Origin of the sequence: Methylobacterium terricola (assembly GCF_006151805.1) — a bacterium.
Taxonomy (GTDB): Bacteria; Pseudomonadota; Alphaproteobacteria; order Rhizobiales; family Beijerinckiaceae; genus Methylobacterium; species Methylobacterium terricola.
In genome coordinates this window covers 1-15,258 of the sequence record NZ_VDDA01000014.1, presented here as the reverse complement: position 1 = coordinate 15,258, position 15,258 = coordinate 1, and the positions used below count along the sequence as shown (strand labels likewise).

General features: G+C 68.9%; 11 protein-coding genes. 4 read left to right on the top strand and 7 right to left on the bottom strand.

Going from position 1 to position 15,258, the window contains the following annotated elements; genetic code table 11:
* Positions 1-10 precede the first annotated feature (10 nt).
* From FF100_RS24055 to FF100_RS24040, 3 genes are all read right to left on the bottom strand, one after another.
* The gene (locus FF100_RS24055) at positions 11-1,114 is read right to left on the bottom strand and encodes a BMP family ABC transporter substrate-binding protein (protein ID WP_139038306.1); all 1,104 of its coding nucleotides are present in this window, start codon (positions 1,112-1,114) and stop codon (positions 11-13) included.
* 194 nt (positions 1,115-1,308) lie between these two features.
* Entirely contained in the window at positions 1,309-1,581 is a 273-nt protein-coding gene (locus tag FF100_RS24050; RefSeq protein ID WP_139038305.1) for a hypothetical protein, read from the bottom strand.
* Between the two features lie 860 nt (positions 1,582-2,441).
* Positions 2,442-3,446 carry a hypothetical protein gene (locus tag FF100_RS24040; protein ID WP_139038304.1) on the bottom strand — a complete coding sequence of 335 codons (1,005 nt, stop codon included), beginning with the start codon at positions 3,444-3,446 and terminating at the stop codon, positions 2,442-2,444.
* 339 nt (positions 3,447-3,785) lie between these two features.
* Between FF100_RS24040 and FF100_RS24035 the strand changes: the two genes are divergently transcribed.
* Positions 3,786-4,472: a cysteine hydrolase family protein gene (locus FF100_RS24035; protein ID WP_139038303.1), complete on the top strand. Its 687-nt coding sequence runs from the start codon at positions 3,786-3,788 to the stop codon at positions 4,470-4,472.
* A 6-nt stretch (positions 4,473-4,478) separates the two neighbouring features.
* Here the strand turns inward: FF100_RS24035 and FF100_RS24030 are convergent, their stop codons facing one another.
* Positions 4,479-6,092, bottom strand: coding sequence for an ABC transporter substrate-binding protein (locus FF100_RS24030; protein WP_139038302.1), 1,614 nt, complete (start codon positions 6,090-6,092; stop codon positions 4,479-4,481).
* A 54-nt stretch (positions 6,093-6,146) separates the two neighbouring features.
* Positions 6,147-8,192, bottom strand: coding sequence for an oxidoreductase (locus FF100_RS24025; RefSeq protein ID WP_139038301.1), 2,046 nt, complete (start codon positions 8,190-8,192; stop codon positions 6,147-6,149).
* A 132-nt stretch (positions 8,193-8,324) separates the two neighbouring features.
* On the opposite strand from FF100_RS24025, the gene FF100_RS24020 reads away from it, so the two are divergent.
* Positions 8,325-9,305 (top strand): LysR family transcriptional regulator, encoded by a 981-nt coding sequence (locus tag FF100_RS24020; RefSeq protein WP_139038300.1) that lies wholly within the window; start codon positions 8,325-8,327, stop codon positions 9,303-9,305.
* On the opposite strand, the gene FF100_RS24015 is transcribed toward FF100_RS24020, so the two are convergent.
* Both FF100_RS24015 and FF100_RS24010 read right to left on the bottom strand, forming a co-directional pair.
* Complete coding sequence (locus FF100_RS24015; protein WP_139038299.1) at positions 9,277-10,269, bottom strand: DUF808 domain-containing protein; 993 nt, start codon at positions 10,267-10,269, stop codon at positions 9,277-9,279. The genes FF100_RS24020 and FF100_RS24015 overlap by 29 nt on opposite strands.
* A 133-nt stretch (positions 10,270-10,402) precedes the next feature.
* Positions 10,403-13,357: a formate dehydrogenase subunit alpha gene (locus tag FF100_RS24010; RefSeq protein ID WP_139038298.1), complete on the bottom strand. Its 2,955-nt coding sequence runs from the start codon at positions 13,355-13,357 to the stop codon at positions 10,403-10,405.
* A 467-nt stretch (positions 13,358-13,824) separates the two neighbouring features.
* Between FF100_RS24010 and FF100_RS37260 the strand changes: the two genes are divergently transcribed.
* Both FF100_RS37260 and FF100_RS24005 read left to right on the top strand, forming a co-directional pair.
* Entirely contained in the window at positions 13,825-13,986 is a 162-nt protein-coding gene (locus tag FF100_RS37260) for a hypothetical protein (RefSeq protein WP_171070308.1), read from the top strand.
* A 100-nt stretch (positions 13,987-14,086) separates the two neighbouring features.
* Positions 14,087-15,148, top strand: coding sequence for an IS630 family transposase (locus tag FF100_RS24005; RefSeq protein ID WP_139038297.1), 1,062 nt, complete (start codon positions 14,087-14,089; stop codon positions 15,146-15,148).
* Positions 15,149-15,258 lie beyond the last annotated feature (110 nt).

The following is a 15,258-nucleotide window of genomic DNA, read 5'->3' as shown; positions in this document are numbered from 1 at the left end:
GGATCGGGGGTCACACCGCCCCTCTCACGCCGGCGACGAGGTAGTTCGTGCTCTCGAGCTCGAGCGCCTTCTCGGGCAGGCCCTTGCCGGCGGCGATCACCTCCTTGCCGGCATTGTCCTTGAGCGGGCCCTTGATGATCTCGTAGCCGCCCTTCATCATCTCGGCCTTGACCGCGTCGGCGTTGCGGCGCGCCCCGTCGCTCACCGCCGGACCGTAGGCGCTCATCTTGACGAAGCCGTCGGCGAGGCCGCCGCGCAGGAAGTTCGGCGGGCTGCGCCCGGCCTGCACGTCGGCGACGAAGCCCTTGTAGATCGGCAGCCAGTCCCATTCGGCTCCGGTGAGGTACTTCTGGGGCGCCAGCGGCGACTGGTCGACGTGGTAGCCGCACACGAAGGCGCCGCGACGTGCGGCGGTCTCGACCGTCACCTTTGGGCTGTCGACATGGCAGGTGATCACGTCGGCGCCGCCGTCGATGAGCGCGTTGGTTGCCTCAGCCTCCTTGACGGCCAGCGACCATTCACCGGTGAAGATCACCTGGCAGGTGATGGCGGGGTCGACGCTCTGCGCACCGAGCAGGAAGGCGTTGACGTTGTTGAGGACCTGCGGGATCGGCTTCGCCGCCACGAACCCGATCTTCTTCGACTTGGTCGTGTGGCCGGCGACGATCCCGTTCAGATACTGTCCTTGCGCGATGTATCCGAAATAGGAGCCGGCATTCTTCGGATCTTTCTCGGTCCACAGCCCGCCACAATGCCGGAACTGCACCTTCGGGTACTTTTTCGCCGCGGCGATCACGAAGGGGTTGAAGTAGCCGAACGAGGTCGGGAACAGCAGGCCCGCGCCGTCGAGGTTGATCATGCTCTCCATGGTCTTCTCGACGGCGTTGGTCTCGGGGACGCGCTCCTCCTCGACCACCTCGACGCCCGCCAGGCCCTTGAGCGCCTTGGCGGCGACCGCATGGGCCTGGTTGTAGCCGTAGTCGTCCTTCGGCCCGACATAGACGAACCCGACCGTCAGGGGGCCGGCGGCCCGCACCCGTCCGGGCAGGCCGGCGAGGCCGAGGGCAGCCGCGCCGCCGAGAAGGTGCCGCCGGGTGAGATCAGTCTTCGTCACAGCTTCGCGCTCCACTGGCGGAAAACTCCAGCGAAGCGAAGTCTAGGCGTCCGTCACGCCGTGGCGAAGCTGGGAATTTCAGCACGGCTGACGCCGGATTGCGCTCTGTGCCGCAAGGTGAGAAGCCTCTTTTCTCGGCCAGCCTGCACGGTTCCGAGGCACGCGCGAAGCCGTCGTCCCCGCGGCGGCCTGGCTCACCGGCGCGGCGGAACTCGGCGGACGTGGTGCGGCCCGCGCAGCGACCCGGTCACCAGATCGTCCGCCCGGCGCGCCGCAAGAGAGCGGGCGCGGCCCTGCGAGGCGACGATGTTCGGCACCGCCGCACGGCCCTCGAGGCCTCCGGGCGCGAGGACGGGTGGGATCCCGGCCGGCGCGGTGTAGCTCTGTGCGAGCGCGGCCGTTCCGGACAGCCCGACGAGGAGGGCCGTGATGGGCAGCAAGGCCTTGCGGGGCAGATAAGCGGACATTCGGACACTTCCAGTTGCTGTCGGGCGTCGCCGTGACGCCCCGCCTGGATGCAGATATGTTGTGCGAGATTGGCCTATCAATCGGCAGGTGCCGCACAGAAATGATTCAATTTCACGGCCTTCAGCGTCCGGCCCCACGTCTAGGTCTGCCGAAGGGACGATAAATATCACGACTTATCAGTAAGTTGCTCGGAGTTGCCGGAATTTTCGGCACATCCGGCGCGGCGTTGATGGCGGAGCGCGATCATGTGTGGAGACGCACGCGCTCGTGCGGGCGGGCGACTTGGCGCGGAACCGGTCTCCGACTGGGATGTTCTTCGTGTCGAACCTCGACACCCACTCCGGACATCGTCATGTCGCGCCGCATCTTCCCTGTTCTGGCCGTTCTCGCCGCCGTCGTTCCCGCCGCGCCGGCCCTCGCCCAGTCGGTCGGTGCGCCAGCCGGGAGCGACCCCGCCACGGCCCCCGGCGGCACCGAGGGCATTGCGGGTCCGCGGAACGAAGCGGAAGCGATCCGCAGCGGAGACGTCGTGCCGGTCCCGCCCAACCGGGCCATCGCCGTGGACGAGACGCGTCTCCCCGTCGAACGTCCGGTCCCGTCACCCGTCCGTCGCTAGGACGCCGATCCTCTAGGGCCGCGTTGCACGCGCCACCGATCCGGAAGCGACGGCCGACGGGAACGCGCTTGTCATGCCGGTGGCCCCAGGATTCTGGCGCATCGGCTCGATCTCGGGCAGGCCCGAGATCACGCAAGGCGAGAATCCGCGTCGGACTTCGGCATCGTGTCCGGACATCCTCGACTTTGGACCTGGCAAAAATTCGAGGATGGAGCCAAATGTCGTCGTTGGCGGCCGTGACTATCAGAACACGTGGAACGAGACGCCGGCCAGGAAGCTTTTTTCCTCGGTCCCCTTGAAGGTGGCCGTCTCGACGTTGCCGAATTTGTTCAGCCAATACTGAAATCCGATGAACACGTCGACCTTGTTGGGCTGATTGTAGACGAGCTTGCCGACATCGAGCACCAGGTTGGTGCGCGAGAGGAATTCCACCCCGCGTGGCGGGTTGAACGCGTAGGCGGAGAGATCCCGGCTGATGCCGCGGCCCTTGGGCAGGACGATGTTGTTGAAGCCGGCGATGCTGAGCGGCAAGCCGGTGAAGGCCAGCGGGAAGTTGTAGACGATCTCGAATTCCGGGACGGTGTTGAAGCTCTGGTCGCGATCGGGCTGCGTGTTGAAACCGTTGCGGTTCCACTCCTTGTAGGCATGGGCCGAGAGGTTGAGGAAGCCGGCCGGTACGTCGAAGGAGACGTTCAGGCCGCCGACGACGTCGCGCTTCTTCGAGCCGAAGGCATCGTTCTGCGAGTTGGCGTCGAAGCCGAAGGAGAGCGACAGATCCTTGACCAGGCCGGCGACAGCGAAGGCCTTGCTGTTGGTGAGTGCGTTGAGGCTCAGCGTGCCGCGATAGAGGCCGTAGGCTTCGGTGTTGCCGTAATCGGCGAAATACGGTGCCGCGACGCTGCCGGGCGGGTTGGTGGTGCCGGCGGGAAATTGCGAGCCGGACTTCAGGATATCAAGCGAGAAGAAGTTCGTGCCGTAAGCCCAGGCATCCGCATGCGCGATGTTGAGGATTTGCTTGGGAGCCTCGCGGCTGCGGAAGGTCCCGTCCGCTTGCAGGATCTGAATCCCGGGCGTCACGGCCGGGAACTGGTAGCGGTAGCTGATCTGCGTGTCCGAGAACACGAAGAACGGCCCGTCAGCCGGCGGGGGCGCCGTGACCGGCGCCTTCTCCTTCGGGATATCGGCCGCGCCGGCCGGAGCCAGCGCGGCGAGCCCGAGAACGGCCGCGGTGAGAATCCTGGCGAACATGGGCTGCTTCCTCTGCGACAATCGCCGCGGTCTTAGCAACCGATATGCCAATCTTGGCCATGCCGTCGGCTGGTTGTGCTGCCTCTATATCACAATCTGATCGCCGCACACCTAGGTCATTGATCATCCGATTGATTTTACTGTATTTTCGATGGCGATCCAGCCTCCGGTTCGCCGGAATATCCTCTAGGTCATGTCGCGAGGTTGCTCCATATCGTGGTATCCAGGGTCAATTCCGACGGGCATCCTGCACGAACGTCGCATCGCGGCGTGCGCCGAATGGGGGTGCGCATCGGCGCGCCCGCCGGCATGATGGAAGCGAAATGCCCCGAGGGAGCCATGCCGCGCATCGCCACCGTTCCCGCCGAGCCCGGCCCGCTGACGCTCGATCTCGACGCGACGGCGCTCGTCATCATCGACATGCAGCGCGACTTCCTCGAGCCCGGCGGCTTCGGCGAGAGTCTCGGCAACGACGTGTCGCTGCTCGCCGCAGCCGTGCCGCCCTGCCGGGCGCTGTTGGCGGCGGCGAGGAGCGCCGGCCTCATGATCGTCCACACCCGCGAGGGCCACTTGCCCGACCTCTCCGACGCGCCGCCCGCCAAGGTCGCCCGCGGCGCGCCGAGCGCCCGGATCGGCGCGCCCGGCCCGATGGGCCGCATCCTGATCCGCGGCGAGGCCGGGCACGGCATCGTCCGCGACCTCGCGCCGGCCCCGGGCGAGATCGTGATCGACAAGCCCGGCAAGGGGGCGTTCTACGCCACCGATCTCGGGGCGCAGCTGGCGGACAAGGGCATCGCCAGCCTGATCGTCTGCGGGGTCACCACCGAGGTCTGCGTCCATACGACGGTGCGCGAGGCCAACGACCGCGGCTATCGCTGCCTCGTCGTGTCGGATGCCTGCGGCTCCTACATCCCGGCCTTCCACGAGGCCGGCCTCGCGATGATCGTCGCGCAGGGCGGCATCTTCGGCTGGGTGGCGCCGAGCGACGCCGTGCTGCCGGTTCTCGCGCCGGCGGCGAGCCCGTAGCGCGGGTCAGGCCTCCAGCCAGACATGCTCGGCGAAGGCAAAGCCCATCATCGCGCCGAGCGGGTTCGTTCCCAGGCCCTTGAGCTTGCTCGCATGGGCATCGACGTTCGAGATGAAGACCGGGATGCCGCTGCCGGCCTCGTTCGCGACCATCGCCTGCATCTCGCCGTAGATCTGCGTCCGCTTGCCCTCGTCGAGCAGGCCGCGGGCCTCGACGAGCAGGCGGTCGAACCTCTCGGACTTGTAGCGGGTCTCGTTCCAGGGCGCCGACGAGGCATAGAACAGCGAGAACAGGATGTCGGGCGTCGGCCGCGGGTTGACGTTGCCGAAGCAGATCGGTGATTTCAGCCAGTAATTCGACCAGTAGCCGTCCGCGGGCATGCGCTGGAGGTCGAGCGTGAGCCCGGCCGTGGCGGCCGCCTGCTGCAGCATCACCGCCATGTCGACCGAGGAGGCCGCCGCGTCGGAGGCGACGACCGGGATGGTCTGGCCGGCGAGGCCGGCCTTGGCGAGGAGCGCCTTCGCCTTCTCGGGGTCGAAGGGGCGCGGCTTGACCTCCGGGTTGAAGTACTTGTTCGAGGGCGGAACCGGCTGGTCGTTGGCGATCTCGGCGAGGCCCCGCAAGGCCGATTTCTGGATCATCTCGCGGTTCATCAGGAGCTTCATGGCCTCGACGAAACCGGCCTTGTCGCCCGGCGCCATGTCGAGGCGCATGCCGAGATTGGTGTAGTTGCCCGCGTTGCTCTTCGTGATGGCGACCCCGGGCCGGCTCTCGACGAAGCGGATCGAGCGCGGATCGATGGCACCCGCCAGCTGGATGTCGCCGGCGAGCAGCGCATTCACCCGCGCGGTGTTGTCCGAGATGGCGATGAACTCGAACGAATCGAGGTGTGGCGCGCCCGGCTTCCAGTAGTTCCGGTTCTTCAGCCCGACCGAGCGTATGCCGGGCTCGAACACGTCGCAGGTGAAGGCGCCGGTGCCGTTCGCCTTGGCGAAAGTCGTCGTGCCGTCGGCCACGATCATGAAATGATGCATGGCGAGGATCGTCGGCAGATCGGCGTTGGGGTTCGCCAGCGTGATCTCGACGGTGCGGTCGTCGAGCGCGCGAAACCCGGTCATCTGCTTGGCCAGCGCGTTCACCTTGGAGCCGACCTGCGGGTCGGTGTGGCGCTGGAGCGAGTAGATCACGTCGGCGGCGTTCAAGCCCTTGCCGTCGTGGAAGGTGACGCCCTTGCGCAGGCGCAATGTCCAGGTCTTGGCGTCCCGGCTCTCGATGCTCTCGGCGAGTTCCATCTGGACGTTGCCCTTGCCGTCCAGCACCGTCAGGCGGTTGTAGAAGGCGCAGCAGCGCGCGTAATCGGCCGAATGCGACGCCTTCGCCGGATCGAGGGTGTCGGCGGTGGAGGACGACCAGCCCGCCGCGCGCAGGGCGCCGCCCGAGCGCGGCGTCTGGGCGACGGCCGCCCCGGCCCGGCCGAGGATCGCCCCGCCGGCACCGAGCGCGACGCCGGACAAAGCCAGCCCGCGCAAGAGGTCGCGGCGCGAGGCGCCGCGGCGGATGGCCTCCTCGATGCGCGCCTCGTCCGAGCGGGTCCAGTTGGTCACGAGGGAATCGGTCATGGTGAGCCCTCTCGGCCGGTGCCGCAGCGACGTGTCGTGGAAGTCCCCCGGAGGTCAGAGCCCCGAGCAGATGCGATAGGCGTCGTGGATCGCCGAGTGGATGTCGCGGCTCGACACCGCGTCGCCGATGCGGTGGAGCACGAAGCCGCCATCGGCCGGGGGAGGGACGTCCCCGCCCCGCATCAGCGTCTCGAGGCGCGTCACGCCGTCATTGGCGGATCGGCCGCGCAGGCTGCCGTAGAGGTCGTCCATCGGAACCGTGCCGTGCTCGACGATCACCTGCGCGGTCTCCATGCGAATCTCGTGCCCGCCATACTCGTTGCTGAAAACCGCCACGAGCCGGTTGCCGGCGCGCACGACCCGGGTCAGGCGCGCATCGACGATGGAGCGGATGCCGCGTTGCGCGACCTGCTTGCGAAAGCCGGTGCGGTCCGCATAGGGCATCTCCAGTGCCAGCGCGTCGTCCGGCGTCGCCACCGTGACCGTCTTGCCTTCGCCCGCGAGACGCAGCGCGCAGGAGAGGGCCGCCTGCCGGCCGGTGCCGTCATAGACCAGCACCTCGTCCTTGCCCGGGACGGACCCGGTCAGCACGTCCCAGACGCTGTCGCACAGCTCGGCGCCGTCGAGCCAGTCGAGGTCCGGCACCCCGCCCGTCGCGACGATCACCGCGTCGGGCGCCTCGGCGAGGACGTCGCCGGCTTCCGCGAACGTGTCGAGGCGCGTCTCGACGCCGAGCCGCGCCAGTTCGCCGACGCGCCAGTCGACGATGCCGATCAGGTCGCGCCGCTCCGCGGCGGAGGCGGCGATCAGGATCTGGCCGCCGAGCCGGGCGCCGGCCTCGATCAGCACGACCCGGTGCCCGCGCTCCGCGGCCACCCGCGCCGCCTCGAGCCCGCCCGGCCCGCCGCCGACGACCACGACCTTCAGGGCCCGTTCGGCCCGCTCGATATGGTGCGCGAGCACCGTCTCGCGGCCGCTCGCCGGGTTGTGGATGCAATTGACCTTCTTGTAGAGGCAGTACGAGGCCCCGACGCAGGGGCGGATCCGCTCCTCCTCGCCCCGGACGATCCTGGCGACGATGTCCGGATCGGCGATGTGCGCCCGCGTCATCCCGACGAGATCGACGATGCCCGCGCGGATGACGTGCCGCGCGGTGGCGACATCGCGGATGCCGGCGGCGTGGATCAGCGGCAGCGTGGTCTCGCGCCGGAACTGCCCCACCCGGTCGAGGAACGGCGCGCTCGGCTGGAACATCCCCGGCATGTTGTCCTCGGTCAGGACGAGGTCCGAATCCATCCGGCCGTAGATGCAGTTGATGTAGTCGAGGCCGCCCTCGCGCTCGTAGAGGCGCGCCGCCTCGACGGCCTCCGCGAAGCTCAACCCGTCGGCGACGCCCTCGTCGATGACGAACCGGATGCCCACCACGAAGTCGGGCCCGACCGCCGCCCGGATGGCCTGGTGCACCATCAGGCCGAACCGGGCGCGGTTCGCAAGCGATCCGCCATAGGCGTCGGTCCGGGTGTTGGTGCGGGGGGAGAGGAACTGGCCGATCAGGTGGCCGCCGGTGACCGTCTCGACGCCGTCGAGGCCCGCTTCCGCGCAGCGCCGTGCCGCCGCCGCGTAATCGGCAATGATGCGGGCGATGTCGGCGTGGTCCATCTCCTTCGGGAAGTTGCGGTTTCGGGTCTCGCGGATCCGCGACGGCGCCAGGACCGGCAGCCAATCGGCGCCGAAGGCCGTCGCCCGGCGGCCGAGATGCGAGACCTGGCACAGCACGGCCGCGCCGTGCCGGTGGATCCGCGCCGCCAGCGCGCCGAGATGCGGGATCACGGCGTCGCTCGACAGGTTGAGCTGGCCGCCGCCCCAGCTCGAATCGGGCGAGGCCATCGCCGAGCCGCCGACCATCGTCATCGCGAGGCCGCCCTGCGCCTTGACCTCGTGGTAGCGCTGGTAGCGCTCGCCCGGGATCCCGCCATCGTCGAGCATCGAGGCGTGGCTGGTGCTGACGATGCGGTTGCGGAGCCGGAGCCGCCCGAGCCGGAACGGCGCCAGCAGCGGGTCGCCGTGCGGGGCAGGGGAGGGCGCGTCCGTCTCGTGCATCGTCACCGCTCGTCGTGAGGCTCGGGCGAGGCGGGTCGTCGCCGGCCGGCCGCGGGTCGTGCCGACAGCTTCGGGGATCGCCCCGGGACGCACCAGCTTGAAAAGGCGTGGCCCGGCCCATACGCTCAGCGTATGGACGGCTTCTCCCGCCTCGTTCCCTCCGCGCGGGGGCTCCTGATCTTCGAGGCGGCGGCGCGGCGGGGCAGCTTCACGGCGGCCGCGGCCGAGTTCAACATCAGCCAGCCCTCGGTGAGCCGGAACATCGCCCAGCTCGAAGCCGCGCTCGGCGTCACCCTGTTCGAGCGGCGGGCGAGCGGCCTGACCCTCACCGGCGACGGCCGCGACCTCCACGGGGCGGTGCATGACGGTCTCGAGCGGATCGGCGAGGCGCTCCTGCGGATCCGGGCGCGGACACGGCCGTCACGCCAGGTCGTCACCCTGTCGCTCTCCGGCTCCTTCGTCGCGCACTGGCTCCTGCCGCGCCTGGGCCGGTTCAACGCCACCTTCCCGGAGGTCGACCTGCGGTTCGACCTCATTCCGGGCATCCTGCGGGCGATCCCCGACACCGTCGACCTGGCGACGCGGATCCTGCCCGATGACGGCCAGTACCATCGCTGGGATCTCGCCCCCGAGATCATCCTGCCGGTCTGCAGCCCGGCCTACCACCGGACGCGGGGCCCCTGGGTCGAGGGCGCGCGGGAGGGGCACGCCTTCCTGCATCTCAGCGAGCATTCGCCGAAGCTCTGGGGCGCGGGGTCGGGCAAGGGCGGTCCGGGCAAGGGCGCTCCGGGCAAGGGTGCGCCCGGGATCTGGCACGAATTCTCCGACTACGCGATCATCCTGCAGGCGGCGCTGAACGGCGAGGGCATCGCGCTCGGCTGGGTCAGCGTCGTCGCCAGCGCCCTGATCGCCGGGACGCTGGTGCCGGCCTCCGACTGGCGGCTGGGCACGGGCCGGTTCCACACCCTGCTGGCGCCGAAGGCGCGCCCGCTCGATACGGTCGTCGCCGCGATCGCCGAATGGCTGGCGGCCGAATCGGCCGAGGATGTCGAGCGCCTGTCGGAGAGTGCCGCATGGCGGAGCCTCACGCCGCGCGAGGCCGCCACCGCCTGAGGCTCTGCCACGCCGGCACCAGAACGTTGCTCGTGAGCGGGATCAGGAGACCTCCGACGATCAGGCCGACGAGCCCCGAGGCCGTGGCGGTGACCAGCCACTCGACCAGGCCGCGCCCCGCCGGCAGCCGCGCCGCGAGGCCCGCGGCCGCATCGTGGATCGCGTGGGCCGGCCCCGACAGGCCGTAGCCCTCCAGGCCATGGACCAGGATGCCGCCGCCGACCCAGATCATCGCCGCCGTGCCGACGACCGCGAGCACGGCGAGGAGCCCGGGCATGCCCTTGACCACGCCTCGCCCGATGCCGCGGACGAGGCTCCCGAACGGGGGAGGCGATGTGCTCCCGGCCATGGCGAGGCCGGCATCGTCGGCCTTCACGATCAGCGCGACGGCGCCGTAGACCGCCACGGTGATGCCCACGGCCACGATCGCCAGGATGATCGCCCGCATCCAGAAGCTCCCCTCCGGGATGGCGGCCAGGGTGATCGCCATGATCTCGGCGGAGAGGATGAAGTCGGTCTTGATGGCGCTCGCGACGCGGCGATCCTCGACCGCCCGGGCGTCGCCCGCGCCGGCCTGCAACTCGTCCTCGTGGGCATGGGCCTTGTGGGGAAAGACGGCCTCGTAGACCTTCTCGGCGCCCTCGTAGCAGAGATAGGCTCCGCCCAGCATCAGCAGCGGCGTGATCGCCCAGGGCGCGAGGGCGCTGAGCGCGAGCGCGCCCGGCAGCAGGAACAGGAGCTTGTTGCGCAGCGAGCCCGTGGCGATCCGGGCGACGATCGGCAGCTCGCGCTCGGCCGCGAAGCCGACGACGTAGCGCGGCGTGACCGCGGCATCGTCGATGACGACGCCGGCCGCCTTCGCGCCGGCCCTGGCCGCCTGCCCGGCGATGTCGTCGAGGGAGGCCGCCGCCGTCTTGGCGAGGGCGGCGACGTCGTCCAGCAGGGCGATCAGTCCGATGCTCACAGGGTCTCCTCGGCGCGACGGCGTCGCTGAGTCAACGCGCGAGCACCGCGTTTAATCCGAAACTTTCGGCTTCCCGTCGCGGGGGAGGGGCTGCGCGGAGCGGATGCGCGAGGAGCGCCCGCGCCGACTTACGTTACGCCGCCCGGATCTGGCACAACGTCGCCTTCGTCTCCTGCATGCCGGTGACCGGGTCGAAGCCGTAGGTGGTCACGGTGTTGACGCTCTCGCCGAGCACCACCGGGTCGGTGCCGCGCGGGTAATACGCGCGCATGTCGCGGCCCTGGTACCAGCCCGAATAGTGGAACGGCATGAAGGCGACGCCCCTGGCGACCCGGTCGGTGACGAGCGCCTTGACCTTGGTCCTGGCGGCGTTCTCCGGGCCGTAGACCCAGACGAACTGGCCGTCCTCGATGCCGCGCTCGGCGGCATCCTGGGTGTTGACCTCGACGAACATGTCCTGCTGCAGCTCGGCGAGCCACGGATTCGACCGGGTCTCCTCGCCGCCGCCCTCGTACTCGACGAGGCGGCCGGAGGTCAGGATGATCGGGAAGTCGCGGGCGATGCCGCGCTCCACCGCCGCCTGCTGCACCGAGAAGCCGACATTCGGTATGCGGAACTGCCGCTCGTCCGGCCGGGTCGGGTATTGCGCCACCAGGTCGGGCCGGGGCGTGTAGATCGGCTCGCGGTGGACCGGCACCGGGTCGGGCAGGTTCCAGGCATTGGCCCGGGCCTTGCCGTTGCCGTAATGCGCGACGCCGTGGTCGAGGCAGACCCGCTGGATGCCGCCCGACAGGTCGGTCGCCCAGTTCACCGCGTCGACGGCGGTGCCACCGACCTGCGCGATGACCGCCTGTTCCTCCGCCGTCAGGTCCTTGTCCCAGCCGAGCTTGCGCAGGACCGCCATGCTGAACTCGGGATAGCCGTCGGTCAGGTCGGAGCCGAGCGAGAACGAATCCTCGGCGAGCAGCGTCCGCCCGTTGCGCTCGGTGCCGAACCGGGCCCGGAAGGTGCCGCCGCCATCCTTCACGTGGAGCGCGGTGTTGTACAAGATGGCGCTGCCGGGATGCCGGATCTCCGGCTTGCCCCAGCACGGCCAGGGCAGGCCGTAATAATCGCCGCCGACCTCGGGCGCGTCCTTCGGCGCGCGCAAGGTCACGATGTCGAAGACGTGCTGGTTGCGGATATGGGCTTTGAGCCGCTCCGGGCTCTGGCCGCAATAACCCGTCGACCAGCCGCCGCGGTTGATCTCCCGCAGGATGTCCTCCGCCCGCGGCACGGTGTTCTCGATCGTGATGCCCTTGAACAGGGCGTCCGCGAAGCCGAGCTTGCGCGCCAGCAGGTACAGGAACTCGTAGTCGGTCTTGGATTCGAAGGCCGGCTTCACGATCTGCTCGCCCCATTGCAGCGAGCGGTTCGAGGCGGTGCGGCAGCCGTCCATCTCCAGCGAGGTGCAGATCGGCAGGAGGTAGGTGTTGTCGCGGCGGGCGTTCAGCGCCGCGAAGGTGGTGGGATGGGGATCGGCCACCACCAGGAGGTCGAGCGTGGTGAGCCCGTCGAGGGCTTCCGGCAGGCGCGTCACGGTGTTGCCGCCGTGGCCCGAGATCATCATGGCGCGCAACCGGCTGCGCTGGTCGACCTGGTCGCCCGGCAGGGTCACGGCATCGAACCACCGGGTCGAGGTGAGCCCGGGGGTCTCCATGTTCTCCTTGCGCGTGCGGGCCTTGCGGCCGGCGCTGGCCGGCACCTCGTCGAAGCGCGATTGCAGCCAGTCGTAACCGACGTCCCAGACCCGGGCCCAATGCCGCCAGCCGCCCTCGACGAGGCCGTAATAGAGCGGCAGGCTCGTCACATCGAGCCCCATATCGGTGGCGCCCTGGACGTTGGTGTGGCCGCGGAAGATGTTGGCCCCCGTCCCCGGCTTGCCGACATTGCCGGTCGCGAGGCACAGGATGCAGAAGGCCCGCACGTTGGCGGTGCCGACGGTGTGCTGGGTCGCGCCCATGCACCAGATCAGGGTGGCGGGCTTCTCCTTGGCGAACAGCTCGGCGACGTGGCGCAACTGCGCCCCCGGCACGCCGGAGACCCGCTCGACCTCGTCGGGGTTCCACTTCGCCACTTCCTTGCGCACGTCCTCCATGCCGTAGACGCGCTGATCGATGAAGGCCTTGTCCTCCCAGCCGTTCTGGAAGATGTGCCACAGCATGCCCCAGATCACCGGGATGTCGGTGCCCGAGCGCAGGCGGATGTACTCGGTCGCATGCGCCGCCGTGCGGGTGAAGCGCGGATCGATGACGATCAGGTTCGCCCGGTTGATCTCCTTGCCCGAGAGGATGTGCTGCATCGAGATCGGATGGGCCTCGGCCGGGTTGCCGCCCATGATGATCATCGTCTTGGCGTTGCGGATGTCGTTGTAGGAGTTGGTCTGGGCGCCGTAGCCCCAGGTGTTGGCGACGCCGGCCACCGTGGTCGAGTGGCAGATGCGGGCCTGATGATCGACGTTGTTGGTACCCCAGAACGCCGCGAACTTGCGCAGCAGGTAGGCCGCCTCGTTGGTATACTTGGCCGAGCCGAGCCAGTAGACCGAATCCGCGCCCGACTCGGCCCGGATGGCGAGGAGCTTGGTCCCGACCTCCTCGATCGCCTGCTCCCAGGAGAGTCGCCGCCACTCGCCGTTCTCGAGCTTCAACGGGTATTTCAGGCGCCGCTCGCTGGTGACGAGCTCGCGGATCGCCGCGCCCTTGGCGCAATGCGCCCCGCGGTTGATCGGGCTCTCCCAGGACGGCTCCTGGCCGACCCAGACGCCGTTCATCACCTCGGCCGTGACGGTGCAGCCGACCGAGCAATGGGTGCAGATGTTCTTGCGGATCACCGTCTCGGCGGGGTTCGCCGAGGAGCCGGCGGCCTCGGCCCGGCGTACGGCGCCGAGCCGCAACGAGCCGAGGCCCGCGAGCCCGCCGACCGTCAGGCCGGAGCGGCGGAGGAAGCTCCGGCGGTCGAGGGCGGGCCTCCCGTCCTGCGGTACGGCACCCGGACGCGCCGCCCCCGATCCGCTCGCGTCCTGGCGACTCCCGTTGCGTCGCACCAGCATGAGCCTGCTCCCGAAGCACGGTTGTGGCGCATGCGCGGCGGACCGCGGCCGCTCGTCGGCGGTCCTCGGTCGAGAGCCGGAGGCGCATGGCCCGCCCAGCATCCCGGATTCCGGCGGGCGCGCGTTCACGCGGGTTAACTTCACGCGCGTTGACGCCGGCACGATCCCGCGTCCTGCTCGACGTCGACCGAGCCGTCGCTTCATGACACACGGCGGTCCTGGTTCGCGTCAATGCGGTGCGCCGGAAGCCGCTGCACCCGATCCCTGGCAAACCTCCCATCCATCACACGCGTCAGTGCTTAAGTGCGACGGTATTATCCCCCATAAATGACTTGCTTGGATCCATCCCTCGTGGGTCACGTCCCCGAGAGCCGGAATCCGCCATTCGAGGCCTGGCACGGAGCCTCTTTCTGAGGGGCTGCCCGTTCTGGACGGCAGCGACGCTGGACCCGAACGACGACAATCTCTTGCTGGAACAGCAAACGATCGTGGTCCACCGTGGCCATCTCGCCTCGCTGATGCACATCGAGCTGCTGGAGGAGACCAGAGCCGGTGTACCCGAGCGCAGCACCGCAGAAGCCGCGCACGAGAGGCATTTGCAGGCGATGCGCAACCATCTAGTGATCTGAGTTAGCCGAGGTTTGACAGTTTTGTAGGATGAGCGGATTGTTGGGCACTTCCTAATGGAGGTCCGCCACGTCGCGTGGTCTCAAGGCAGTCGCCCTCGCTCTGAGCGAGCAGGAGCAGGGTGAGGGTCAGCGCCTGCTGCGCCGACACGGGACCGGGCAGGCGCTGGGCCAGCGCCTGCGCATCATCCTGGCCTGCGCCGAACCGGGTGCCACCAACCTCGGCGTAGCGATGGCGCTCGGTGTCAGCCGCCAGACGGTGGCCCTCTGGCGCGGTCGCTTCGCCGCCCGCCGGCTCGAGGGGTTGGTTGACGCGCCGCGGTCCGGCGCCCCTCGCCGTATCGACGACGACGCGGTCGAGCGTCTCGCCACCCTCACCCTGGACGAAGCTCCGCGCCAAGCCACGCACTGGAGCACCCGCGCGATGGCGCAGCGGAGCGGGCTGAGCCAGAGCGCGGTCTCGCGCATCTGGCGCGCCTTCGGTCGGCAACCGCATCGGACCGAGACCTTCACGCTCTCGTCCGATCCCGCCTGCATCGAGAAGGTTCGCGACGTGGTCGGCCTCTACCTGGATCCGCCCGACCGCGCTCTGGTGCTGTGCGTCGATGAGAAGCCCCAGATCCAAGCCGTGCAAGGTCCGGCGCCGGCCCACCCGCTCCGGCCGGGTCAAGTCCAACGGACCACTCACGACGATCGTCGGCATGGTACGCTCGACCTGTTCGCCGCCCTCGACGTCAAGGCCGGCACGATCATCGGCCGGTGTGCGAGCCACCATCGCAGCGCTGAGTTTCGCACTTTCTTGGATCAGGTCGAGCAATCCGTTGCCCCGGATCTGGAGGTGCATCTGGTTCTCGACAACCTGAAGACGCACAAGACAACGGTGGTGCACGATTGGCTGGTTCAGCATCCTCGGTTTCATCTTCATTTCACACCGACGAGCGCGTCATGGCTCAACTTGGTGGAGTGCTGGTTCTCGGTGCTGAGCCGGCGTCGGCTGGAGCGTGGGGCATTCACCAGCACAGAGGATCTGGAGACGGCAATCTGCGACTACATTGCCGAGACCAACGCCCATCCCAAGCCGTTCGTCTGGACCAAGTCCGCTGACGCAATCATGGCCAGTGTCGCTCGCTTCTGCAAACAGACATCTAACTCAGAGCCTGTTTGACTGATTGAGCCAGTCGCGCGTTGTCGTTGGCAGGAGGAGCCGATGTGGACGCAGGCGGATCGCGATCTCTACAAGGACGACGGCCGTCGCTATCCGAGTGACCTGACGGA

Excerpts from the sequence above, each read along its gene's own strand:
- FF100_RS24050 (WP_139038305.1), bottom strand. The coding sequence starts at position 1,581 with ATGTCCGCTTATCTGCCCCGCAAGGCCTTGCTGCCCATCACGGCCCTC.
- FF100_RS24040 (WP_139038304.1), bottom strand. The coding sequence starts at position 3,446 with ATGTTCGCCAGGATTCTCACCGCGGCCGTTCTCGGGCTCGCCGCGCTG.
- FF100_RS24035 (WP_139038303.1), top strand. The coding sequence starts at position 3,786 with ATGCCGCGCATCGCCACCGTTCCCGCCGAGCCCGGCCCGCTGACGCTC.
- FF100_RS24030 (WP_139038302.1), bottom strand. The coding sequence starts at position 6,092 with ATGACCGATTCCCTCGTGACCAACTGGACCCGCTCGGACGAGGCGCGC.
- FF100_RS24025 (WP_139038301.1), bottom strand. The coding sequence starts at position 8,192 with ATGCACGAGACGGACGCGCCCTCCCCTGCCCCGCACGGCGACCCGCTG.
- FF100_RS24020 (WP_139038300.1), top strand. The coding sequence starts at position 8,325 with ATGGACGGCTTCTCCCGCCTCGTTCCCTCCGCGCGGGGGCTCCTGATC.
- FF100_RS24010 (WP_139038298.1), bottom strand. The coding sequence starts at position 13,357 with ATGCTGGTGCGACGCAACGGGAGTCGCCAGGACGCGAGCGGATCGGGG.